Source organism: Psychrobacter sp. NC44 (genome assembly GCF_904846655.1).
In the GTDB taxonomy this organism is placed as follows: domain Bacteria; phylum Pseudomonadota; class Gammaproteobacteria; order Pseudomonadales; family Moraxellaceae; genus Psychrobacter.
The window spans coordinates 265,157-287,249 of sequence record NZ_CAJHBN010000002.1 but is presented as its reverse complement, the minus strand read 5'-3'; the positions used below and the strand labels follow the sequence as shown (position 1 = coordinate 287,249).

Here is a 22,093-nt window from a genome sequence, read left to right as displayed (position 1 = left end):
ATGAATGATATTACGATGAATGATTTGATGGGGTTATTGCCTTATGCGCCAATCATTGCCGTCGTTATTACGGTATTGGTGGTCATGATTGCCATCGCAATTAAACGCTCACATATGGTGACTGGTACGATGACGGTCGTCGGCTTAAATATTGGTCTGTTTACCCTCATTGGGCAAATGACAGGGATTGTGAATAGCGGTACTCTCATACCAAACGCTGAGCAGTTATTCGTTATTGATAACTTTGCTCAGTTTAATATGGTGATTATTTTTATCTGTGCATTGGCTTGTTGTACGCTCTCTTATGCGTATTTGGCAAATCTCAAGGATAATAAAGAAGAGCTGTATTTGCTCATGTTGCTATCGACGATTGGTGCTTTACTGATGGTCAGTGCTCAGCATTTAGCGTCATTCTTTATGAGCTTAGAGATGCTGTCTATACCGCTATACGGTATGCTGTCATATACCTATATGCGCAACCGCTCGCTAGAGTCTGGGCTGAAATACTTGGTGCTGTCAGCGACGGCATCGGCGACATTGCTCATGGGTATGGCATTTATCTATGCCGAAGTAGGCTCGCTCGCCTTTAAGCCAATCAGTATGGTATTGGGTGATGTTTTTGAGTCGCCACTTCTGATACTTGGTGCGGCGATGATGATGTTCGGTATCGCCTTCAAACTCTCTGCTGCGCCGTTTCATATGTGGACACCAGATGTTTACGAAGGCGCTCCAGCACCAATTGCTACCTTTTTAGCATCGGTATCAAAAGTAGCTATGATGGGCTTAGCGGTTCGTTTCTTAATCGATACGTCTTTATTGGCCTTACCCTCGGTACAGATGCTGCTCATGGTCATGGCAACTCTATCTATCTTAGTCGGTAACTTATTGGCAGTACGTCAAACCAGCCTAAAACGCCTATTGGGTTATTCATCCATTGCTCATATGGGTTACGTGTTGATTGTCATCGTCAGTATCGGCGCGGCAGCGGATAGTATCTCTAGTATGTATATGGCGGTTTATGCCTTGACCTCTATCGGTGCCTTTGGCGTCGTAACCTTGATGTCGAGCCCTTATCGCTTGTCTGGTGAAGCTGATGAGCTAACCCATTATCAAGGTCTATTCTGGCGTCGTCCCGTATTGACTGCGGTTATGACTATTATGATGTTGTCATTGGCGGGTATTCCTTTGACGGCTGGCTTTATTACCAAGCTATTTGCGATATTGGCAGCGGTACAAGGAACTAATTGGTTCTTGGCAGCGATGATCATCTTGGGTAGTGCGATCGGCTTATTCTATTATTTACGTGTGATGCTCACCCTCTTTAAACGTCCGAAACAGTTCATTGAGTTTGACGTTTCTAGCCAATGGGCGATGCGTACTGGCGGGATCATGGTTATTGCGGTGACCGCGATGATTATCTTCTTTGGTATCTTGCCAAACAGCATGATTGAATGGGCAAGTCTGGCACGTATTTGGTAAATAGCAAAAGGGTAAGTAGGGGTATGCTGATACCGCTGCTTATCTGTTATTACGGTCAGAAACCCAAGATGCGCCAGCTTTATGATAAGCTTGGCGCATCTTTTATTTTGTGTCGTTCAAAGTCTTGATAAAAATAATGATTACTAAAAAGTGAGTCGATAATTCTTATGAGTGATAATATTCAGACAGTAACCGTGCTTAGTAAGACTACGTGGACGCCAAACCTATTTAGCTTCACTGTCAGCCGTCCTGATAGCTTTAAGTTTACTGCGGGTCAATTTGTGCGTTTGGGCGTCAATCCCAGTCAATTAAAATATTACCAGCAGCAACAAGGCGACACCGTTAACGATGTACCTGATGCTGCATTGAATGAAGACATCTTTCGGGCTTATTCCATCGTCTCTTCACCTTTTGATGAAGTATTAGAATTTTTCTCTATTGTCATCCCCGATGGTGCATTTACGTCGCAGTTGCAGCATTTAGAAGTGGGCGATGAGCTGCTGCTTAATACTATGCCGTTTGGTTTTTTGACGTTAGCACGTTATCAAAAGCCTTTACCAAAAGATTTATGGCTGCTCGCGACTGGAACGGGCTTGGCACCATTTTTGTCAATGTTACAAGATTTGCAGACGTGGGAAGATTACGAGCACATCATCTTGGCTTATAGTGCGCGCTCGATAGAAGAGCTTGCCTATATCGACAAGATTGAAAGCTTGCAAGAAGACTTTGGTTCTCTGGTTGACAATCCTGCAAAACTAATCTTTATTCCCATCGTTACCCGTGAACCTGTCGAAGGCGCAATGACAGAGCGTTTGCCCAAGCTGCTGCTGGATGGCACGCTACAAGAGCGCGCAGGGATTGCCTTAGATATTGATAGCACGCACGTCATGTTATGTGGCAATCCAGACATGGTGGAAGACACCAAAGAAGCGCTCAAGACTTTAGGTTTGGTGATGAATCGTCGCGGCGAGGGAAATATTGCGGTAGAAAATTATTGGTAGTTGCATGATTGATGACGGCACGCTTTAGAAGTCATTGAAAATTTGCTTGATAAAAAAGCGCTGACGCTAAAAGATAAAAATAGTCTCTAAGTGTCAGCGCTTTTCTGATAAGTAAAAAACGTCATTTTTATACTGAGGGATTCATACCTGACTCGGTTCGGTCGCATCATCTATTGGGTTAATAGGGCCTTGCATCAGCTCAGGCTCATCATCATCGCCGATAATATCTTCGTTACTGCTGGCAGCCAATAAATCACGATAATTGATTTGAGTTTTCAAAATCATTTGCTCTTCTTCAAGCTCGCCATAGTTGACTTGAACTTTATGCAAAGTGCTCATGATTTTTTTGTTCTTTTTTAACCAGCGATTGATATCAAGGTAGATAACCTCGTCTTTTGCACGGGCGATATTGATATAAGAGAGAATAAAGCCTAAAGGATCTTTTTTCAGAATAGTGTGATAAAACCAAATAAACAGTTTGATACCTTGGCGCTTAATAAACGACTCACAACGTAGATTTAGCACATCAGTATAAGTCTGTTGACCAAAGACAAATCGCTGGACGTTACGGTCAAGCTGTACATGAATCAAACTAAAATTACTCGCCACCTCTGCATAAATGCCACCAGCATCGACCGTACAGTATAAGCGAAACCAGTCATCATGCATCTCAACACGTAGCTCTAAGATGGCTTTCACATTATCAGTGACGAACTTCTGCAGCGCATCATTGACATAAATCTGTGCTACTGGCAGCGACAACTCATCTTCGAATTTATCAGTCGTTCTATGATATATCTGTTTGATTGATTGGGTAAGGCGTTCCCAACCATCGCTAAATGATTCGTCGAAACGATAGCCCATATTTTCAAAAAATTCATCAAAATTGTCTGAATTATCCCTGTTATCAAAATCACTCAAACTTATTATCCTTATAATTATAGGGGAGGTAGCTGACTCAATGGCATAAAGAGCGACTGATTAAAAAATGACAGACAGACTGTTCTTTAATGAAAGCTGGCGAGTGGTCATTACATGCGTTTTTGCCAAATCAGCAATAATCTGTCCTGTCTATTTACGCCTGTTTAACCCGCCCTAATGACACAAAAATTATAAAACAGTATATAACAAATATGATGGCTTCAAAATGGACACATGGGTTTTGTCGCAAATCATTTAATTGGCAATGCTTATATGTTCAAAATGCGGTCTAGCGATGACATAACCGTATTGGTGTTATATCATTTTTGCTGGTTACGCTCGTCAATAAATTGACCAAAGGAGATAAGTAATGTGTGAGCGGATTAAAATAAGTCGGCAACGGTTGTGCTAGCGACAGAATTCTATGTCATGTTATGATAGCGCCAGCATAAATCCTGCCCATTATCATAACGCTTATTACTTGCTGTCTTGTATTTATAAGCTCATATTCATAAGCTGAGACCCATTGTGGCCTATATCAAAGATTCACAAAGCTATCATTTTTCCGCGCAAGCACCTAAGCGTGATGTTAGTTTACCAGTGGCCATCGTTATCGCTGTGGCCGTACACGCCATTATTATTTTTGGTATTGGCTTTTCGATGGGCAAAGATCCTGCGGCAATGATGCAAGATGTGGCAAAAGCGCTAACTGACAATATGCAGCCAAATGAAGACGCCCACTTTATTGCTAATGCCTCCCAAGAAGGTGGCGGCACAGTGGAGGAGCAATTAAGACAAGAGAACGACCAAATCAGCCCATTGTCTGCTGAGCAAATAAGTGAGACGCAAGATGTGATTAGCCTGCAGCGTCAAGTCCGCCAGCAGCATTATCAAGAAAGCTATCTGCGTACCACCTTAAGCTGGCGTCAAGCGAGCGTGGAGTCTGATAATGATAGCAAGCAAGCACAAGATGATATGATGGCGCAAGAAGAGCGTCTGCGCAAACAAATTGCTACTTTAGAGACACAGCTGTCTCAACGTCAGCAAGTTTATGCAACCAAATCAAAAGTAGTGACGGTCGATAGCAACTCGACGACGCGTGGTGCCGCGGCTGATTATATTAATACTTTCCGTGAGCATGTCGAACGCATTGGGAATTTGCATTATCCCATGCAGGCACGGGCACAAGGTATCACGGGCGAAGTGCGCCTTATGGTCATCATTAGTAGTGATGGTAATATCAAAGCCATACGTCTGCTTGAAAGCTCCAACTCCACATTATTAGATGAAGCAGCAAAGCAATCGGTACGCCAAGCAGCGCCCTTTGGTAAATTTACCAAAGACATGGAAGATATTGTTGAGCTGCGTTTGATACGTACCTATCGTTACAGCGATAAAGTGGATGTTACTTATTAGGGCGAATTCAATATATAGATGATGAGCGTTAGCTACGCTGCAAACAGATAAGATACCAATGTTTATAACAAACGAACACCACACACCGCTATAAAATAAAGAGTCAGTATGGAATTTTTAGGTTTTACAATAGATGTTGCCAACTTAACCAGTAACGCATTAAGCTTGGTCATTAAAGTTGCGCTAGCGATATTAATATTCGTCGTAGGTCGCTGGCTTGCCAAAAAGGCAGTCACCGTTGCTCACAAAATGATGTTGCGTAGTCGCTTAGATGATACCGTTGCGAACTTTTTAGGTCGTCTAATCTACGGAGTGTTACTGGTCGTGGTTGCATTAGCTGCCTTGAGCAAGGTTGGCGTACAGACCACCTCAGTCGTCGCTATATTGGGCGGTGCTGCAGTAGCCATTGGTCTGTCACTAAAAGATCAGTTGTCGAACTTTGCCGCTGGCATCATGATTGTGACGTTTCGCCCCTTTGTGCGCGGCGATTATGTGCAAATCAGCAGCTACACAGGAACTGTAACAGAAATCACTTTGGTCAATACCCACCTAACGACGATAAACAATCACGATATCATTATCCCAAATAGTGATATTACGACTTCAGCCGTTACGAACTATACGGCGCTACCCAACCGCCGTGTCGATATCACGGTCGGTATTGGCTATGATGCCGATATCAAAACTGCCAAAAACGTGATGCTGAGTTTGGCAAAAAATAATCCGTTGGCCTTTACTGACCCTGAACCTATCGTACGCGTCACCAATTTGGGTGATAACTCAGTAGACTTGACGCTAAATATTTGGACAACCAATGCTGACTGGTGGACAATGCAGTGTGATTTGCTGGAGCAATTTAAATACGCCTTGGATGATGAAAAAATAGACATTCCATTCCCGCAGCGTAATGTCCATGTCAAAGGACTGGATCAGATGATTAATCAGATGAGTCAAGCACAAAAGCTACCGATGACCAAAGACTAGTCGCTAAAAATTCGAATTAAGTATAAGGGTTTGGAAGGCTGAGACCTGCTAAAATCTCAATTTCAAACCGTTCCATCTCATCTTGCTCGGCTTGTCCAAGCTCATGATCAAAACCCAATAAGTGCAGCACCCCATGTATCAGTAAATGACTAATGTGCTGTGCGGTTGTCTTTTCTTGCTCTGCAGCCTCACGTACTATGACACCATGACAGATGATCAGCTCACCGAGAGGTAGCGTTGGCATCAGCTCAATAATTGCGGCTGGCAGATCACTTGGATAAGATAAAATATTGGTCGCATAATCCTTACCGCGTGCTTCCAGATTTAATGCCTGACCCTCAATTTCATCGGTAATGTATATGTCTAATACTTTAGATTTCTCTTGCCACAGCTCAGGGTCGATATCTAAAAAATAGGGTAGCGTTAGACCTTCTTTAATGCGCCCATCGATATAATCCAACGCTGCCATCATCACAGACTGTAAGTGCTTACGATCATAAAAAGTGTCTAGTATGTCATCATCAATACTACTGGTGGCACTGATATCCAGTGCTGCCAAACTGGCATCATCGCCAGCACGCTCATTAGCATCATGGTTGTCAAAGCTGTTGTTACCCTTCTCTTGGCTCATGCCATTATCCTTTTACTTTATTGTAAGATGGTGTGCTTTATCATCTGATAGAACTTATGACTAAATCTAAAAAGCTTTCGTCGTAAAAAGCCGGATTACTGACAGTAATCCGGCTTTGCATTTTTATAACATTAAGTAGCAGGCTAGACCGTTTATAGCTTGGCTGCAGCATTAGCAATAACTTGCTTGCGCTCTTGCTCTTTTCTGCGCTCAAACTTACGCTTTTCTTCTAACGCTACTTGTTCTTCATCATAAACATCGTAGGCTTCTACAATTTTCTGTACCAATTGATGACGTACCACATCTTTTGAATCAAACTTGGTGATATGAATTTCTTCAATACCACTTAAGATTTCCATTGCTTGTGCTAAGCCTGACTTATGACCACGTGGCAAATCGACCTGTGTAATATCACCTGTAATTACTGCTCGTGAACCGAAACCCAAACGGGTCAAAAACATTTTCATCTGTTCAGGCGTGGTGTTTTGCGCTTCATCTAAGATGACAAACGAGTTGTTTAACGTACGACCGCGCATATAGGCAAGGGGTGCGATTTCGATGACTTGTTTTTCAATCAGCTTGCCCACTTTTTCAACGCCGATCATCTCATATAGCGCATCATATAATGGACGCAAGTAGGGATCGATTTTTTGCGTCAAGTCACCTGGCAGAAAGCCCAGTTTTTCACCAGCTTCTACCGCCGGACGCACCAATAAAATCCGCTCAATCTCATTACGCTCAAGCATATCCACGGCGCAAGCCACGGCTAAATAGGTCTTACCCGTACCAGCAGGGCCAATACCGAATGAGACATCAGAGTTCAGTACGTTTTGGACGTAGGTCTGCTGATTGCCACCGCGAGGAATGATACGACCTTTACGCGTGCGTAAGCTAACTGGCGTAAACTCGTGAGCTGATTCTAAGTCCGCCTCAGCGTCTGCATTATCCTTGGCTTCTTGCTCATCCGCTTCCATATCTTCATCACGAGAAATGCTCGATTGGATAATAAGATGTAGCTCCGCTGCGCTAATGTCCTTGGTATTTTGTGCCTCGTCTACCAGTTTATAAATAATACGTTCACCGCGCTCGACATTCGATATGTCGCCACTCAAACAGAAGTCACCTTGACGCTGCATGATTTTGATATCGAGGCGTTGTTGGATATATTTCATGTGGTTGTTGTATTCACCAAGCACGGTTTTGAGCTGTGATGGTGTCAATGATTCAAACTTTATACGGCGGCTCATGGAGTCAGTCAAGCGATTATCCTTTTATTATGTACCCCAACGCTATGATTTGGTTTTGATGGCATTGCGGGTTTAAGAGATAAAATGGTCGGTCGTTATGGTCTTGGCTTTACGTTATAGAGATAGAAATGACGGTAGAATTATTATTCGTTTTAGGAGTGATGATAAGTAACGGTCTTGCCTTTATTATGGTCGATAGATTTTAAATTTCAAGCCATACGTCGAACAGATGCCACTGTTTTTGTACGACGATTGCAACCGCTTTTCGACATTGATATTTTTATGTCTACTTTTGAGCGGGTTACAGTATTGCAAATAACGTTTAGAGCGTGACGAAATCAAGCGTTTCAGTTATACGTTTTGGCTACTGTTAAGGCGACAGAATGATGAGTGATTTGTGGTAATCTATGGGTGATGTCATAGTGCTTTATCGCTGAGTTTAAAATATGAATAAAATGATGAAGGCTGATGAAAGCTGACAAAGGTTAGGGCGTATTACGTATTCGACTAAGGCTATGCCGATGTGTGAATGTATCAATGTTAAATATTCCCTATAAAATTAAGATAATTCTAGCGATCATTCATCGCTTATAGTGCGTGCGCCCAACAGCGTAAAATAGACATGAAAATTAGGAATAATAATGCAAAATACTGATGTGAATTTATCGAATGCTAAAAAAAAGTTTGAACATAAAAAGGCAGCTACTGAGCAGCAAGTCCTCATCGCTGGTGGTGGTCATGTGGGATTGTCCTTTGCACTGTTACTAGCGCATCACGGTATTGCTAGCACGTTATTAGAAAAAAATAGCTACCCAACCATCAGTCCAAATGATGACAGCAATCGCAGCCATTATTTAGACAGCCGCAATACAGCACTGTCACGTCGTACAGTACAGATTTATCAAGAGATTGGGTTATGGGATGAGTTGCAAAGTCATGCTTGTCGTATCGATGCGGTGCAGATTAGTGAGCAAGGTAGCTTTGGGCGTGCACAATTAAACAAAGCTGAAGAGCGGGTCGAGTCATTTGGACAAGTGATGGAAAATGCGTGGCTCGGACGTAAGCTTTTATTAGCCGCGCAGCAAGAGCCATTAATCACTTTGATCGATAATGCCAGTGTCAGCGCCGTGACCCAACAAGCGGATGGGGTGACGCTCAGTTTTAACTATTATGGTGAAGAGGAACATGAGCAGCAATTGCAGGCCAGCGTTCTGGTCGCTTGTGATGGTCGCGATTCGACGGTACGCCAATTATTAAATATTGGCACGACAACTTATGATTATCAGCAAACCGCTATCGTCGGTGTAGTAGAAACGGACAAGCCACACGAACATGTAGCGATTGAGCGTTTTAGTCCAGCAGGGCCACTGGCGGTGTTGCCACTGACCGATCCAGAAGGTGACGGCAATGATGACTATCAGACAGGCTATAGACGCTCGGTGGTTTGGGTCTGTCCAAAAGGGGAAGAAAATAAATACTTAGCAGACGATGCGCATTTCTTAGCGACATTGCAGCAAGCCTTTGGTGAGCGAGCTGGCACGTTTGTCGCTGCCGGTCGCCGCGGCGCTTATCCACTGACACGTGTACTGGCAGACAAGCAAGTAGAGGGTCGCTGTGTCATCATGGGCAATGCTGCTCATACCTTGCACCCTGTCGCTGGTCAAGGTTTTAACCTCTGTATGCGCGATGCCCATGTGCTGGCACAAATGATGAGCGCGCAAGTGCTAAAAGGCGAAGACATCGGCGATACGCAACTGTTAAAACGCTATGAGAAAGCACGTCTAAGCGATCAAAAACGCGTCATTCGCTTCTGTGATGCCGTGGTACATGGTTTTATCCATCCTAACCCAGCCATCAAGTTGGCAAGGAATGTGGCCTTGGTTGCCTTTGACAAGCTGCCAAATATCAAGCCACTAGTCGCTAACTATGCTATGGGGTTAAAGTCTTAGTTTGCCATATCACGGTATATTAACGGTCTAGACCAATGTTCTATACGATTGCACTTAACTGTAGGAATAACTTATGAAGAATAATCATACGCTGATTATCGGTAGCGGTATTGTTGGGGCAACGCTTGCTTTACAGTTGGCACAAGCAAAAATGCCCGTGACGTTAATTGATGCTCGCCCTGCACGTGATGACTCAGAATGGCAACAGGTGCTTGGCAAGCGGGATGCGCGCGTTTATGCCTTGAGTCTTGCCAGTATTAACTTACTTAAAGGCGTGGGCGCATGGCAAAAGATAGCAGCATCAGAGCGTAAAGCGGACTACTCGCAAATGCAGGTGTGGCAGCTAAACGGCATGGGCGAGCTATTATTTGGCGACAGGGGTGATAATCATTCTAATACTACGCTACCGCAAATGCTCGGCAGCATGGTTGAGCCTGCCGTCATTGAACATGCGTTATGGCAGCGTTTATCTGAGGATGATGTCAGTGACTATTTAACCGTCATCGCTGGACATAAAGTTATCAATATGGATTGGCTGGGTGCAGAGCAAGGCTACCGTGTGACTTTAGATGATCATACTGCTATAGCAGCGGCTCTGCTGGTTGGTGCCGATGGTCGTGGCTCATTTGTGCGTCAGCAAGCGGCGATTGGGCTCGATACACTTGATTATAAGCAAACCGCTATTTGCTGTGCGATTCACACCGAAAAACCGCATCAAGCGACTGCGCGCCAAGCAATGCTGCCTACAGGTACGCTGGCACTATTACCGCTTGCTGATATTACTGATGCAGATAAAGCCAACCCAGAGCACTGGCAGTCGATCGTGTGGACATTGCCGCGCAATCAAGCATTGGCGTTGATAGAGGAGGACGCGCGCGTCATTGCTGATAAATTGGCTGCTGCCAGTAACTATGAGCTAGGTGCTATCACTCAGATTGAGTCAATCGCGAGTTTTCCACTGACCGCGCAACAAGCGAAAAGCTACGTCGCGGACAACCTAGTCTTGATCGGTGATGCAGCGCATGGCGTCCATCCGTTAGCGGGTCAAGGGTTGAATTTAGGCATGCTCGATGTACAGGCCTTAAGCGAGCAATTGGCACATGATTTTGAACGTAGTGGTGGAACCAGTTGGGGCAGCAATCAAACGTTGCGTAGCTACGAGCGTTTGCGCCGTCCGCATAACAGTCTAATGATGCACAGCTTCTCGGCGCTTAACTGGCTATTTGCAGGGTCACTTGCACAGATGCGTCCTATTCAACAAATTCGTAATGAAGGTATGTATCGCGTTGGCAAAATCAAGCCATTGATGCGTTTGTTTGCTAAACAGGCGAGTGGGGTTTAGAGGTTTGAATGAAGTTATTAACTAAACTAAGGATGGCGTATGAAGACTCAGTCATGGATGGCGATAGCTGTCGTAATAGCTAGTTTTATTTTAGCCTCCTGCCAATCTACACCTAAAAATAATACAATAGATAAAAAGGCAGACAACACACCTAAAGTATTGATAGAACCACTTGCAGATACAGACAATGACGGCGTGCCCGATGAAATTGATAACTGTCCTAACACTGCTGAAGGGGTCAAGGTTGATCCCTATGGTTGTCCAGTGGCGGTCAATTTGATTGGGTCACTAGTAATGGATATTCGAGTCTATTTCACCTCAGATAGTATTACCCTAACCAACGAAGCTTATTTAACTGAAGTACAAAAGGTCGCTGAAAAAACGCGTAACAATCCTGACTTAGTTACCATTTTATCAGGCCATATCTCCAAAGCTGAAGCTGAAAACCGTCAAGCCACTAACGCCACGCCTAATAATAGACGCTTAGCGAGTAATCGCGTGAAATTAGTCAAAGATTATTTAGTAGAGCAAGGGATTGTTGCTGATAAAATTTTGGCGTTTGATTGCAGGGATAAAATTCAGCTTGGTGTTAATAATGAAGGTGCTAATATTGAAACTGAAAAGCATGCTGCTGAAATGTCATTGTTGAATCAAAGAGTTTTTGGGGCGGTAATAGAAGCTGATAAAGCATATTCTAGGAATTACCCTGATGAGCAGCATTCTTTGAAGCATTATAAAGAAGTCTGTCAGCAGCTTTAGAAGAAATAATTTATGAATACGCTATTGAGAAGTATACTTGTTGTTTTAATCAGCGTCTTAACGCTATCCGCATGTCAAACACATGACTTTTCTAACCAAAAAGCTCAAACTATTAATTTGCCAATTATTCTGATTAATTTAGATAGCGACGGCGACGGCGTGCCTGATGATTTAGATCAATGCCCAAATACGACAGAGAACGTGGTAGTGGACGAAAGAGGTTGTCCTGAGATTACAAGTCTTATTGGTATGCCTCCAATGATGGAGTATCGTGCTTTTTTTACCAAGGACAGCAGTGAATTACTGCCACAGTATCATGATGAGCTTGATAGAGTAGCAGAACAAATGAATAACTATGATACGGCTACTATGAAAATTGAAGCTCATGTCTCGAAGGATGAGGTCAATAAAGCTTCTACCTCAATGTTGCAATCAAACTCACTAGCTAAGAATAGAGCACTCATTGTTAAAAACTACCTAGTTTTAAATCACAAAATCGAGTCTAGTCGTCTGACTACTCTCGATTGCGGTATTAAAGGTTCTATTGCACCTTCTGATACCGAGGAAGGCAGATCTATGAATCGTAGAGTTTATAGCTTAGTAACTGATTTAAAAAACTACAAAGCTAATTATCATCAAAATGACCTAGGCTCAAACAGGTGTATCGAGTTTTAGTTTTTGTCATTTATTAATAAATAACCATAAAATAAAAATAACTACTCGAAGGTAAACTTCATGCTCATCCCTAAATACTGGGCGCAACACAAACAGCGCTTTGAATCGCTAGAAACGTCTAGTAAACCTTCCAAGCAAGCCACTATAAAACGTTACGGTTGGTCAGATATCAGCCAAATGGAAGCGCTATCCCATGCTAAATTGCGAGTCAATGAGGCGCATCATCGCTGGCTGGCAGGTGAAGATATCTTACGCCGTGAGCGCAGGGAAGAGTATAACGAAGGCAATAGCATTCCTATTCGTGAAGAGATTATTTATGAGCATGATTTTCCAAAAAATGAATTATCTAATAATAGTGCAGCAGTAACGAAGCTCATTGTCACGCGCAACAGCTATGGCGCACAAGTCGCTAACGTCGATAATATCGCCATTATTGATGTTGATAATGATGATTTATTGCGTCATAACTATCCTGATGATTATAACCATCATGGCTTTATGCCTGCCTTTCTCATTAATCAAAGCAATCCAACAACCAAAATAAAAGTTTGGGCTTTTGTTATTGTCTTTATACTTATTGCCAGTGTCATCGCTTGGCTAGGACTATCATGGTTGTGGTTATTGGCTGTTATGATTGGTGCGACCGTCTATTTGTGGCAGCAAGCCAGTGCAAAAGACAAAGCCCGTGCGCAAAAATATGCCGATGATGCCGCCTCACTACTGCCCTATATGACGGATTTAATCAAAAAACGTGTTGCGAATCATCCTATCGAATGTTTTCGTTTATATCAAACGCCAGCAGGATTTCGCATTATTGCCACACACGATATCATTTCGCCAAGTGATAACGTGGTCACGGAGTGGTTTGAGTATTTCCATGCAGATGCCAATTATGTTCGTCTATGCCAAGCGCAGCAGTGCTTTCGAGCGCGGCTCACTGCCAAGCCGTGGCGTTTGAGTGAGGTTGAAAATAATAAGTTGGCTAAAGATATCCCTGCTAAGGACTTTTGGTTTGGCTCTGATAATACCGATGTGGACAATAGCATTGAGCAACGTCAAGATGAGTTAAAAGCGCGCAAACAATGGATGGCTGATTATGATAAGTATGCCAAAAACTATCGAGCATGCCATTATGTCGAAAGTATGGTTGGTAAAGAGGTTGCTAGGGAAAGTGGCAGTGGAGCACCTTCTCATATTGATGAGTTTATCCAGTGGCATGATAAGGCGTGTCAGGTGGAAAAAAATCTAGAGATGGCTTAGGTTATAATTTTTTTAATTAATTTTTTACGAATGCTAGAGTAGCATTTAATTATATAAAGAAAGGCTACTGATGAGACTTTATAGCGTTTTATTATTAATAGCATCTATTGCTTTAGCTGGCTGCCAAACCACTACAGCTGCGCCGTCTAAAAAGCTACCTAAAGATGAAAATATCAGGACGATGCAAGCAGAGATTGATTCAGATGGCGATGGCGTACTCGATGATATAGATGAATGTCCAGGTACACCTTTTAACGTAGTGATAGATGAAAGAGGGTGTCCAGATTCCTTACTTTTTGGTGAAAATGAATTTATGATGGAAGCTAGAGCCTATTATGATGAAAATAGCAGTGAGATAAAAAGTGAGTATTATGAACAGCTAGATAACGCAGGCAAAAAAATGCAAGTTCATTTGGACGCTGTTATGCATATTGAAGGGCATATATCCAAACGTGAAGACAATAATGCAAATCAAACATTATCAAGATACCGCGTGGAAGGAGTTAAAAATTATATGACCATGACATATAATATTGATCCTGATCGTATTAAGACTTTTTACTATGGATCAGAACGTCCAATTGCGCCAAATGATATCGAAAACAGTTGGCTCAACCAGCGTATCTATGCGCTTATTAGTAATGTTAAGTAATATATTAAACATTTCAAAAAAACTGAAAGTGATGACAGATAAAGCCTTAAATTATTCTGAATGAAAAGAGAGTAGCAATGACAACTAGAAACTATGGAAATTTATTGCTACTGGCATTATTTATTGGTTTAGCTGGCTGCCAAACTAATACAACTGCGCCGTCTAAAAAGCTACCTAAAGATGAAAATATCAGAACGATGCAGGCAGATAGCGATTTAGATGGCGATGGTGTGCTTGATGCTATAGACGAATGCCCTGAAACGCGACCCAATGTAGTAATTGATGCTAAAGGCTGTGAAATAATAATTGAGGGAGGCAAGGCACTTGAAATGGAGTTCAATGGGGTTTTCTCGCAAATGAGCAGTCAGCTATTTGATATCTATGATGCAGTATTTGTGAAAATAGCAGAAAGTCTTAATGATCGCCCAAAAGCCAATGTTTTTATTTTCGGTCATGCAGCGACAAGTGAAATAGATAAAGATGCTTTAGCGACTTTTGGTTTCGATTCTTTATCACGCAATCGAGCGCTAATTATTAAGAATAATTTAGTGTTGTAATATAATATCGATGCTGAGCGTATCCGTACTTATGAGTGCTCAAATAAGATTATAGTTACAGATACAGCGTTTATAGATCCAAGTTTTGAAAAGCTCAATCTTAAAAGTATTGAGGCAAAACAACGCCGCGCAACTTTAATGGCGAGTAGTGAAGTTCATGATTTGATGAATCTTGAATATGATTCTGATATGCAAAAATATGGTGAATATGCCAAGCACTGTGAGTTATTTGAATAACGTTGCAGATGATGGTTAATGACTACCAATCATCAAAATTTAACCTTACCCCAACGCCGAAAACACCACCATCAGCACAGGCGAGACAATATTAATAATAAAGCCAAAGCTAATTGCCAATGGCACTACTTTTAGACCGCCAGATTGCTGAATAATTGGCAGGGTAAAATCCAAACTGGTCGCGCCGCCAAGCCCAACTGCTGCTGATGGATATTTACGCATAAACACGGGAATAAATATCAATGCAAAAAACTCACGCACTAAGTCATTAAATAGCGCGACACTGCCCCAAACCGCGCCATAAGCATCAGTCATCACAATCGCTGATAACGAATACCAACCAAATCCTGACGCCAGTGCCAAGCCTTTGGTCCACGATACCTCACTGAACATCAGCGCAAATATTAAGCCACCAACCAAGACAGCTAGTGTAAAAATGACACTCATCTCAACGCCGCGCTTATTCAGCAGCACTTCTTTTAGCGTAATACCTGAGCCTTTTAAGCCAATGCCGACCAACAAAATTAATATCATCAGCATCACCGTCATGGTATTTTCAGGCGGTATATAATTGTCTGGTAAGAAATAACCAATCACCATACCAATGACCACACAAACGACTTGAGCGAGGCTACCACGGATGCTCACGCGATGTTCTTTAGATTTTACGCTGGGTTTTTTGGCATGCCATGGGCGCAGTCGGTCAAATAACATCAGGGCAAACAAACCACTGGCAATTGTCAAAATCGATAGTATGGTCACATACAGCGCAATTTCGCCTATCTGACTGCCAAGTCCTTCAACTTGTGACAGCTCGATACCAATCAGCGCTAAGATGATAAATACCAGATAAGATAAGCCTTTATCTGCAAGCTTTGTCATGGTTGGATGAGAAGGAATGGCAAAGCCAATAAACATTGGCATTAATACCAGAACAAGGGTAACTAGGCTTTGCATGGTGATTGGCTCGCGGCATTTTCAAAGGCGTTTTTAAGAAGCTGGAAATTGTATCACATGAAACGATCAATGCTGACATGAGCGGCTAAGATTCCTTGTAAAAGCCGACTGTTTAACGACCAAATATTCAGTGTTAAGATAAAATCGTGAATCACTAAGCTGTAAGTCAGGATTTCATTCATGATAATTTGACTGCTAACAACGCTTAAGTATTTACCTGACCAACTTTTGTTGCTACATTAATAGACTTACTATATTTGGCTTGCCTCATGTCGCTATATCAGCTCAAGTCTCAGTTTCAAGATCAGCTGCGCCCAATAAGTGATGTGTTGGTCGAGCAAAAGGTGACAGCAAATCAAGTGACGGTGTCAGCCGTATTATTGAGCCTTGGTACGGCCTATATGATTGCCAAACCCGCAACTGAGCAGCAGGCATTATGGTTGCTGTTACCTTCATCACTGTTTGTGCGTATGGCGCTCAATGCTATCGATGGCATGATGGCGCGTGAGCATGGGCAAGCCTCAAGGCTTGGGGCAGTGCTTAATGAAGTGGGTGATATCGTGGCTGATACGGCGCTTATCGCAAGTTTAGCTCCGCATATTGCTAATGGTAATTTACAAGCGTCGACAGTCAATTTACCAAACCGTATATCAATCCATCAGCGTCATATTATCGGTCTGATTGCGCTTAGTATCAGTACTGAGTTACTAGGTATCACTAGTAATACGATGTTAGACATTAGAGCAAACCAAGGGCCTTTAGGCAAAAGCGATCGTGCTTTTTTACTAGGTTTGCTTGGCGCTTTCATGGCGACTAAAATGCCGATCATGCTATCGCATATCAAAGCGCGTCCACTATTGATACTGACAGAGGCACTACTATTAAAAACCTGCTTGAATCGCCTGCGTTATATGGCAGATTTATACTTGATACGTAAACCACCCGCGCTTCGCTCAAATCACTCAGAAACTCTTAAGTTAATACCAGAGTCATCGTATCAATCTATTTCATCTATCGATTGCCAAGCGATTATTGATCAACCTGATACTTTATCTCCCAATAGCTTTTCATTAAATTCTCCTGTATCGAACTCTCCTTTATCAAATGCTCCTCTATCACATTTTCCTTCATTAAATGCCCCTTTATCAAATTTTGCTATTAAAACTTCCTTTTTGGAGCCTAAGATAATGCCGACCACCCCTCTCAATAATCATGAAAAAGTGGAGCAGGTTAGCGATATGCTCAATTTATCGTCTTCCAAATTGATAAGCGGTGAAAGTTGCTACAATGCTTACGATGGTACGGCGATTTATTACCGTTATTGGCTGACGATGCCTTTAGAAGGTATCAAACAAGCCGGTCAGCAACACACACAACAGCGCCAAGTCATTTTGTTACATCGTGGTCACGAGCATTCGGGACGCTTAGCAGAACTTGGAGAGCGGTTTGCTATGGCAGGTTATCAAGTATTTGCTTGGGATGCGCGTGGTAATGGGCGCTCGGGTGGTATCAAGGATCATGCAGAAAGCGTCACCGAGCTTGAGCGCGATTTAGATGGTTTTGTGCAATTGGTTATCGGGCAAACGGGCATTGCTATCGAGGATACCTTAATTGTCGCCAGTAGTATCGGCGCGGTACTCGCCGCAGCATGGGTACATGATTATGCCCCAAATATTCGCGGGATGATATTGGGTACACCAGCGTTGAGTATTCGCTTATACATGCCATTTGCCATACCGTCGTTAAAGGTGGCTCGCGCGCTTGGACTGATGTCACGCGTGAGCAGCTACGTCAAGGCGCAAGTCTTAACCCATGATAAAGACGCGCAGCAAGCTTATAATGCCGATCCACTGATTTCTAATAGTATTTCAACTGATCTGCTTATCGATACTCATGCAACGGGTCAACGCTTGCTCGATGATGCTAGCGCTATTACTGTACCGACGTTTGTATTATGTGCAGGCAAGGATTACGTGGTCGATAAGCAGGCAGAGCGTGATTTTTATGAGGCGATTAATACGACTGATAAACGCTGGCAACTGTATCCAGATAGCTATCATGCAATCTTTCATGAGACCAATAAAGCAGACGTCTTCGCAGATTGTATTAATTTCGCTGAGCAGGTATTCAGTAAGGACGTTAAAGCACCTGATTTGAGCTTGGCGCATCTGAATAGTGCCAGTAAAGATAAGGTTGACCGTTTAGCGATTAAGCCCTTTAACCCAAGCTTTGCCATTACTCGATTTGCCATGCAAAAATTTGGTCATGTCAGCGATGCTATTGCTACAGGACTGGAGCATGGCTTTGATTCGGGGCACTCGCTCGATCACGTGTACTATAATCAGCCCAGCGGTCAGAATAAATTTGGTCAGGTGGTCGATAAGTTTTACTTAAGCAATATTGGTTGGCAAGGGATTCGTATTCGCCGTGAGCATATATTAGAGCTGGCACGTGAAGCGTTAGCGGATATTGAAGACAAAAACCAGAGCAGTACTAAACCATACCAACCAAAACTACTCGATATCGCTAGTGGACATGGCTTTTACGCCTTTGATTTATTGACAGAGTTTGAAAACTTATATGCTGAGCTACGCGATTATGAGCAGCATAATATCCAAGCCTTACAGGCAAAGGCGGAGCAGTTAGAGATTGCTGATCGCGTGATGACTTGTCAAAAAGATGCATTTGACCCTGCCAGTTATTCTTATTTACAGAAGGAAAGTGACAATACTAAAGGCCTTGATGATAAAAAATTTGATATCGCCATTGCTTCTGGCGTGTTTGAATTATTTTCTGACAATACACTACCAGCGACGGCATTGGCAGGCATTTATGACAGTTTAAAATCTGATGGTTATTTACTTTATACTAATCAGCCGTGGCATCCTGAACAGGAATTCATTAGTAAAACCTTAAACAATCATCGCGGCAGTAGTTGGGTGATGCGCTGTCGCTCGCAAACGGAAATGGATCAATTGGTTGAGAATGCTGGCTTTAAGAAAGTCGCTATGCGTATCGATCGTTTTGGTATCTTTACCGTGTCATTGGCAATTAAAATCACCTCAACCAATCATGAATAATACGCATGCCAAGCCCTATGAGCGTGTGCAACTTTTTTCAGGGGGCGGTTCACGTTTCGCCTATTATTTGGGCAGCTATGCGGCATTGGTTGCTCATGATTTGAAGCCAGATGTCATCGTCGGCACTTGCGGTGGCAGTCTGTCGGCTTATTTGGTCAATCTAGCGCCTGATCCTAAGGATTTGCAGGCGCTCATGTGCAGTCGTGAGTTGTATCGTGTCATTACGGCAATCAGACATGTTGCGCCAGACGAAGCCAACAAACGATTGAAAATACGTTATATGACTCAGGCGCTTGCACGTTGGCGGTTATCAAAGCAAAGAGGTAAAAGACAAAAACAGCAGCAATCAGACAGCTACAAACGACTATTGGCTGAGTTGCAGCAGTTAGCGATGTTTCGGATAGATAACGAGGGGCAATGGCTCGATGAATTGTCTCATTTTTCTCCTAATCACAATAATCTGTATAATCCTACCGCGCCAGAAATAGCCATTATTGCTAGCCGACTTTATCAAACAGCCGATCAAACGCTTACTACTGATAGTTCTGTTTACGATGAGTTTAAGCTGCAAGAATTGTTATTTGCGCCACCGTGTTTGGCAGTATCAGAGCATTTTGATGAAATACTTAACGCACCTGCGCATACGTTTGCCGATAGGCGTATTCATCAGTCAGTAAATATCGTAAAGCAGTGGGAATTCAATCCAGCGGTTCGTGCTTCTATGGCAGATATGTATTATCTACCGCCAACGCATATTGAAACGCTTGGCTGGTGCTTGGGCGGAGTGATTAATCTCACGCCCGTTGAGCTAGCATGTCAGCTAGGACAGACGGTATTTGCAGAGACCAAGGCAGGTTATGATTCATGGCTTGCCGCACCAGCCATTCAACGCGTTTTTGGTTTTGACCCAAATGAGCGTTTGGCACAGGTGCATGGTTATCAGCCAATGGAAACGTCATCACTTATGAAGTCAGAAAGAAATAGCCATCAATTGCATTGGTTACCCTTTGCAGATAATGGTCAGCAGTTGGTAGGACAGCATGTACAAAAGCGTTTTAATATAAATCAAATGACGGTTGAACTCATTCACAGTGACTATGATGGCTTTGTACAGCAGATGCAGGTGCAATGGCAGTATGGGTATCAGCGTACGGCTGACTATATACAGCAGCATGGTCTATGAACTCTAAAATGAAAAACATCACACAGTCGACTTCAACTCATAAGCCATCGCATATTATCGTCTTTGGTGGTACGAGTGGACTTGGCTTGGCGTTGGCGCTGCATCATCAGGCGCTTGGCTGGCAAGTGAGCGTGGTTGGTCATAGCGTAGAGAAGATAGCCCATATCAATAGTCAGCATCCTGACATTGTTACTCACTGCTGTGATTTAACCGATAGAGCGCAAACACAAACGTTGGTAGATAACTTGTCAGATAGCAGTTTTCAAAGAGTGATTTATAGTGCAGGCAGTTATACCAATGAGCGTGTCCATCATCTCAATCAAGCTGACAGCGATAAAATGCTAGCAATTAATCTGCAAGCGTTTGAGCAGGTTTTTAGATGGGCAAGTGAGCAGTTAAAGCGTGAAAGTCGGTCAATAGATTTCGAGGGAAAAAGTAGGCTGAGCCTGATTTGTATCGCGTCTATCGCTGGTACTATGGAGTACCCTTATGCTAGCCTTTATGCCAAAAGCAAACGCGCGATGATTGCGACTGCTAGCGCTTATCGAGCGGCGCTGATGCCTTATCCTATTCAAGTCAATTGCATCGCCTCAGGCTACATCGATACCCAAGCATTACGCGATTTGAATAACGGCGATGCCAGTCATAAGCCATCCATCATCAGTACGCAAACGGCGGTTGAGAATGTTATGCAAGCCATTGATAAAAATATTGAGCTGGCCATATTTCCACGCTCCATGCGCTATATTACTCGGGCGCTCAATCATTTGCCTAAGCCTGTGCTTAATTGGATATTACGCAGTAAGTTGGATAAAACGACTTGATAACAGCTTACCCAAGCAGCCAATAAAACAAGGTAAATAGCGGCACGCCAATGAGCAAGCTATCTACTCTGTCCAATACGCCGCCATGTCCGGCGAGCATCGTACCCGTGTCTTTCACCCCATGCTGACGTTTAAAGGCGGATTCTAATAAATCTCCAGCGATACCACTGACCGCTAAGCCGTAAGCGGCTAATAAGCAAATCCACCAGTTAAAAGGCGTGAGCCAAATGCCTAATAGTGTTGCCAATATCGCCGCTAGCATACTGCCGAAAAGAGCGCCTTCGATACTTTTATTCGGGCTAATAATTGGGGCAAGACCACGCGTAAACAGCTTGTGACCAAGCAATCGTCCGCATAAATACTGGGCAATATCATTAAATTGACTGGCGAATAACACAAAAAATAAAACGCCATACTGCTCGCGCTGCCAGATTAATTGTTTTAAAGCAATAAGACTGACAATCAGTGTGAGAAAAGCAGAGCTAAAGACTAGGTCTAACAGATTTAGACGCGTATAAGTTTGAGAGGAATGCGCAGGATTTTGGCTAAAAGGTATGGTCATGGGCTGTAAACCACGTGCTTGCAGCTTTTTAATCAGCACCGACTTGCTATGTAAGCACCACAAACGTTTAATCTCATAGCAGCCACGCAAACCAATTAAAACGAAAAAAGCGATGAGCAGCCACTGATAAGGGTAGGTAGGAGGCTGCATGGGTTGGCTATTATTCGTTACCTTAGCGATAACGTAACACGCGCAAAGCGCCGCTAACATGAGCCACCATGAGCGCGCGATTAAATAGATTTTCGGTAAGCGCTGACGTAAGCGAGGTAGGGCAAGCATGCCCCAAGTCACACTGACGACCATCATAAGTCCGATCACAAACTGCAAATCAGTAGCCATATTTTTAGCAATTCAAGGTCAATAAAGAACGGCAAGTT

Annotated in this window: 19 protein-coding genes; 14 read left to right on the top strand and 5 right to left on the bottom strand. The window is 43.1% G+C overall.

Annotation, left to right across the window (positions count from 1 at the left end; translation table 11 throughout):
- Together nuoN and JMX95_RS02450 are read left to right on the top strand one after the other, a co-directional pair.
- Positions 1-1,479 (top strand): NADH-quinone oxidoreductase subunit NuoN, encoded by a 1,479-nt coding sequence (gene nuoN / locus JMX95_RS02455; protein WP_201553490.1) that lies wholly within the window; start codon positions 1-3, stop codon positions 1,477-1,479.
- A 167-nt stretch (positions 1,480-1,646) separates the two neighbouring features.
- Entirely contained in the window at positions 1,647-2,480 is an 834-nt protein-coding gene (locus JMX95_RS02450) for a ferredoxin--NADP reductase (RefSeq protein WP_201553492.1), read from the top strand.
- A 141-nt stretch (positions 2,481-2,621) separates the two neighbouring features.
- On the opposite strand, the gene JMX95_RS02445 is transcribed toward JMX95_RS02450, so the two are convergent.
- On the bottom strand, positions 2,622-3,401 hold the full coding sequence (locus JMX95_RS02445) for a hypothetical protein (protein ID WP_045451664.1): 780 nt from the start codon (positions 3,399-3,401) through the stop codon (positions 2,622-2,624).
- Between the two features lie 528 nt (positions 3,402-3,929).
- On the opposite strand from JMX95_RS02445, the gene JMX95_RS02440 reads away from it, so the two are divergent.
- Both JMX95_RS02440 and JMX95_RS02435 read left to right on the top strand, forming a co-directional pair.
- Positions 3,930-4,817: an energy transducer TonB gene (locus JMX95_RS02440; RefSeq protein ID WP_060490580.1), complete on the top strand. Its 888-nt coding sequence runs from the start codon at positions 3,930-3,932 to the stop codon at positions 4,815-4,817.
- 108 nt (positions 4,818-4,925) lie between these two features.
- Positions 4,926-5,801 carry a mechanosensitive ion channel family protein gene (locus tag JMX95_RS02435; RefSeq protein ID WP_045444758.1) on the top strand — a complete coding sequence of 292 codons (876 nt, stop codon included), beginning with the start codon at positions 4,926-4,928 and terminating at the stop codon, positions 5,799-5,801.
- A gap of 16 nt (positions 5,802-5,817) precedes the next feature.
- On the opposite strand, the gene ybeY is transcribed toward JMX95_RS02435, so the two are convergent.
- The gene (gene ybeY, locus JMX95_RS02430; protein WP_201559962.1) at positions 5,818-6,432 is read right to left on the bottom strand and encodes an rRNA maturation RNase YbeY; all 615 of its coding nucleotides are present in this window, start codon (positions 6,430-6,432) and stop codon (positions 5,818-5,820) included.
- A 152-nt stretch (positions 6,433-6,584) separates the two neighbouring features.
- A complete protein-coding gene (locus JMX95_RS02425) occupies positions 6,585-7,679 on the bottom strand; it encodes a PhoH family protein (protein ID WP_045445157.1) in 1,095 nt (364 codons plus the stop codon).
- 641 nt (positions 7,680-8,320) lie between these two features.
- Between JMX95_RS02425 and JMX95_RS02420 the strand changes: the two genes are divergently transcribed.
- From JMX95_RS02420 to JMX95_RS02390, 7 genes are all read left to right on the top strand, one after another.
- A complete protein-coding gene (locus tag JMX95_RS02420; protein WP_227675936.1) occupies positions 8,321-9,628 on the top strand; it encodes an FAD-dependent monooxygenase in 1,308 nt (435 codons plus the stop codon).
- Positions 9,629-9,701: 73 nt separating this feature from the next.
- Positions 9,702-10,970 carry an FAD-dependent monooxygenase gene (locus JMX95_RS02415; protein WP_201559961.1) on the top strand — a complete coding sequence of 423 codons (1,269 nt, stop codon included), beginning with the start codon at positions 9,702-9,704 and terminating at the stop codon, positions 10,968-10,970.
- A gap of 39 nt (positions 10,971-11,009) precedes the next feature.
- Complete coding sequence (locus JMX95_RS02410) at positions 11,010-11,729, top strand: OmpA family protein (protein WP_201559960.1); 720 nt, start codon at positions 11,010-11,012, stop codon at positions 11,727-11,729.
- A 12-nt stretch (positions 11,730-11,741) separates the two neighbouring features.
- On the top strand, positions 11,742-12,404 hold the full coding sequence (locus JMX95_RS02405; protein ID WP_201559959.1) for an OmpA family protein: 663 nt from the start codon (positions 11,742-11,744) through the stop codon (positions 12,402-12,404).
- Between the two features lie 60 nt (positions 12,405-12,464).
- Positions 12,465-13,664: a hypothetical protein gene (locus JMX95_RS02400; protein ID WP_201559958.1), complete on the top strand. Its 1,200-nt coding sequence runs from the start codon at positions 12,465-12,467 to the stop codon at positions 13,662-13,664.
- A 70-nt stretch (positions 13,665-13,734) separates the two neighbouring features.
- Positions 13,735-14,316, top strand: a complete 582-nt coding sequence (locus JMX95_RS02395; protein WP_201559957.1) for an OmpA family protein — start codon at positions 13,735-13,737, stop codon at positions 14,314-14,316.
- 77 nt (positions 14,317-14,393) lie between these two features.
- Positions 14,394-14,873 carry a hypothetical protein gene (locus JMX95_RS02390; protein ID WP_201559956.1) on the top strand — a complete coding sequence of 160 codons (480 nt, stop codon included), beginning with the start codon at positions 14,394-14,396 and terminating at the stop codon, positions 14,871-14,873.
- Positions 14,874-15,155: 282 nt separating this feature from the next.
- On the opposite strand, the gene JMX95_RS02385 is transcribed toward JMX95_RS02390, so the two are convergent.
- Entirely contained in the window at positions 15,156-16,067 is a 912-nt protein-coding gene (locus tag JMX95_RS02385; RefSeq protein ID WP_201559955.1) for a lysine exporter LysO family protein, read from the bottom strand.
- Positions 16,068-16,336: 269 nt separating this feature from the next.
- Here JMX95_RS02385 and JMX95_RS02380 point away from each other — a divergent pair, with 269 nt between their 5' ends.
- Genes JMX95_RS02380 through JMX95_RS02370 form a run of 3 tightly spaced genes read left to right on the top strand, consistent with a single transcriptional unit; the run spans position 16,337 to position 21,154 of the window.
- The gene (locus JMX95_RS02380; RefSeq protein ID WP_201559954.1) at positions 16,337-19,147 is read left to right on the top strand and encodes an alpha/beta fold hydrolase; all 2,811 of its coding nucleotides are present in this window, start codon (positions 16,337-16,339) and stop codon (positions 19,145-19,147) included.
- A complete protein-coding gene (locus tag JMX95_RS02375; protein WP_201559953.1) occupies positions 19,140-20,330 on the top strand; it encodes a patatin-like phospholipase family protein in 1,191 nt (396 codons plus the stop codon). Before JMX95_RS02380 ends, JMX95_RS02375 begins: the two co-directional genes overlap by 8 nt.
- An 8-nt stretch (positions 20,331-20,338) precedes the next feature.
- Positions 20,339-21,154, top strand: coding sequence for an SDR family NAD(P)-dependent oxidoreductase (locus JMX95_RS02370; RefSeq protein WP_201559952.1), 816 nt, complete (start codon positions 20,339-20,341; stop codon positions 21,152-21,154).
- Between the two features lie 7 nt (positions 21,155-21,161).
- On the opposite strand, the gene JMX95_RS02365 is transcribed toward JMX95_RS02370, so the two are convergent.
- A complete protein-coding gene (locus JMX95_RS02365) occupies positions 21,162-22,055 on the bottom strand; it encodes a phosphatidate cytidylyltransferase (RefSeq protein WP_201559951.1) in 894 nt (297 codons plus the stop codon).
- Positions 22,056-22,093: the final 38 nt, after the last annotated feature.

What these genes read in the sequence shown, in the direction of transcription:
- nuoN (WP_201553490.1), top strand. Translation starts at nt 1, where the DNA reads ATGAATGATATTACGATGAATGATTTGATGGGGTTATTGCCTTATGCG.
- JMX95_RS02450 (WP_201553492.1), top strand. Translation starts at nt 1,647, where the DNA reads ATGAGTGATAATATTCAGACAGTAACCGTGCTTAGTAAGACTACGTGG.
- JMX95_RS02435 (WP_045444758.1), top strand. Translation starts at nt 4,926, where the DNA reads ATGGAATTTTTAGGTTTTACAATAGATGTTGCCAACTTAACCAGTAAC.
- ybeY (WP_201559962.1), bottom strand. Translation starts at nt 6,432, where the DNA reads ATGAGCCAAGAGAAGGGTAACAACAGCTTTGACAACCATGATGCTAAT.
- JMX95_RS02425 (WP_045445157.1), bottom strand. Translation starts at nt 7,679, where the DNA reads ATGAGCCGCCGTATAAAGTTTGAATCATTGACACCATCACAGCTCAAA.
- JMX95_RS02420 (WP_227675936.1), top strand. Translation starts at nt 8,321, where the DNA reads ATGCAAAATACTGATGTGAATTTATCGAATGCTAAAAAAAAGTTTGAA.
- JMX95_RS02415 (WP_201559961.1), top strand. Translation starts at nt 9,702, where the DNA reads ATGAAGAATAATCATACGCTGATTATCGGTAGCGGTATTGTTGGGGCA.
- JMX95_RS02410 (WP_201559960.1), top strand. Translation starts at nt 11,010, where the DNA reads ATGAAGACTCAGTCATGGATGGCGATAGCTGTCGTAATAGCTAGTTTT.
- JMX95_RS02405 (WP_201559959.1), top strand. Translation starts at nt 11,742, where the DNA reads ATGAATACGCTATTGAGAAGTATACTTGTTGTTTTAATCAGCGTCTTA.
- JMX95_RS02400 (WP_201559958.1), top strand. Translation starts at nt 12,465, where the DNA reads ATGCTCATCCCTAAATACTGGGCGCAACACAAACAGCGCTTTGAATCG.
- JMX95_RS02395 (WP_201559957.1), top strand. Translation starts at nt 13,735, where the DNA reads ATGAGACTTTATAGCGTTTTATTATTAATAGCATCTATTGCTTTAGCT.
- JMX95_RS02390 (WP_201559956.1), top strand. Translation starts at nt 14,394, where the DNA reads ATGACAACTAGAAACTATGGAAATTTATTGCTACTGGCATTATTTATT.
- JMX95_RS02385 (WP_201559955.1), bottom strand. Translation starts at nt 16,067, where the DNA reads ATGCAAAGCCTAGTTACCCTTGTTCTGGTATTAATGCCAATGTTTATT.
- JMX95_RS02380 (WP_201559954.1), top strand. Translation starts at nt 16,337, where the DNA reads ATGTCGCTATATCAGCTCAAGTCTCAGTTTCAAGATCAGCTGCGCCCA.
- JMX95_RS02375 (WP_201559953.1), top strand. Translation starts at nt 19,140, where the DNA reads ATGAATAATACGCATGCCAAGCCCTATGAGCGTGTGCAACTTTTTTCA.
- JMX95_RS02370 (WP_201559952.1), top strand. Translation starts at nt 20,339, where the DNA reads ATGAAAAACATCACACAGTCGACTTCAACTCATAAGCCATCGCATATT.
- JMX95_RS02365 (WP_201559951.1), bottom strand. Translation starts at nt 22,055, where the DNA reads ATGGCTACTGATTTGCAGTTTGTGATCGGACTTATGATGGTCGTCAGT.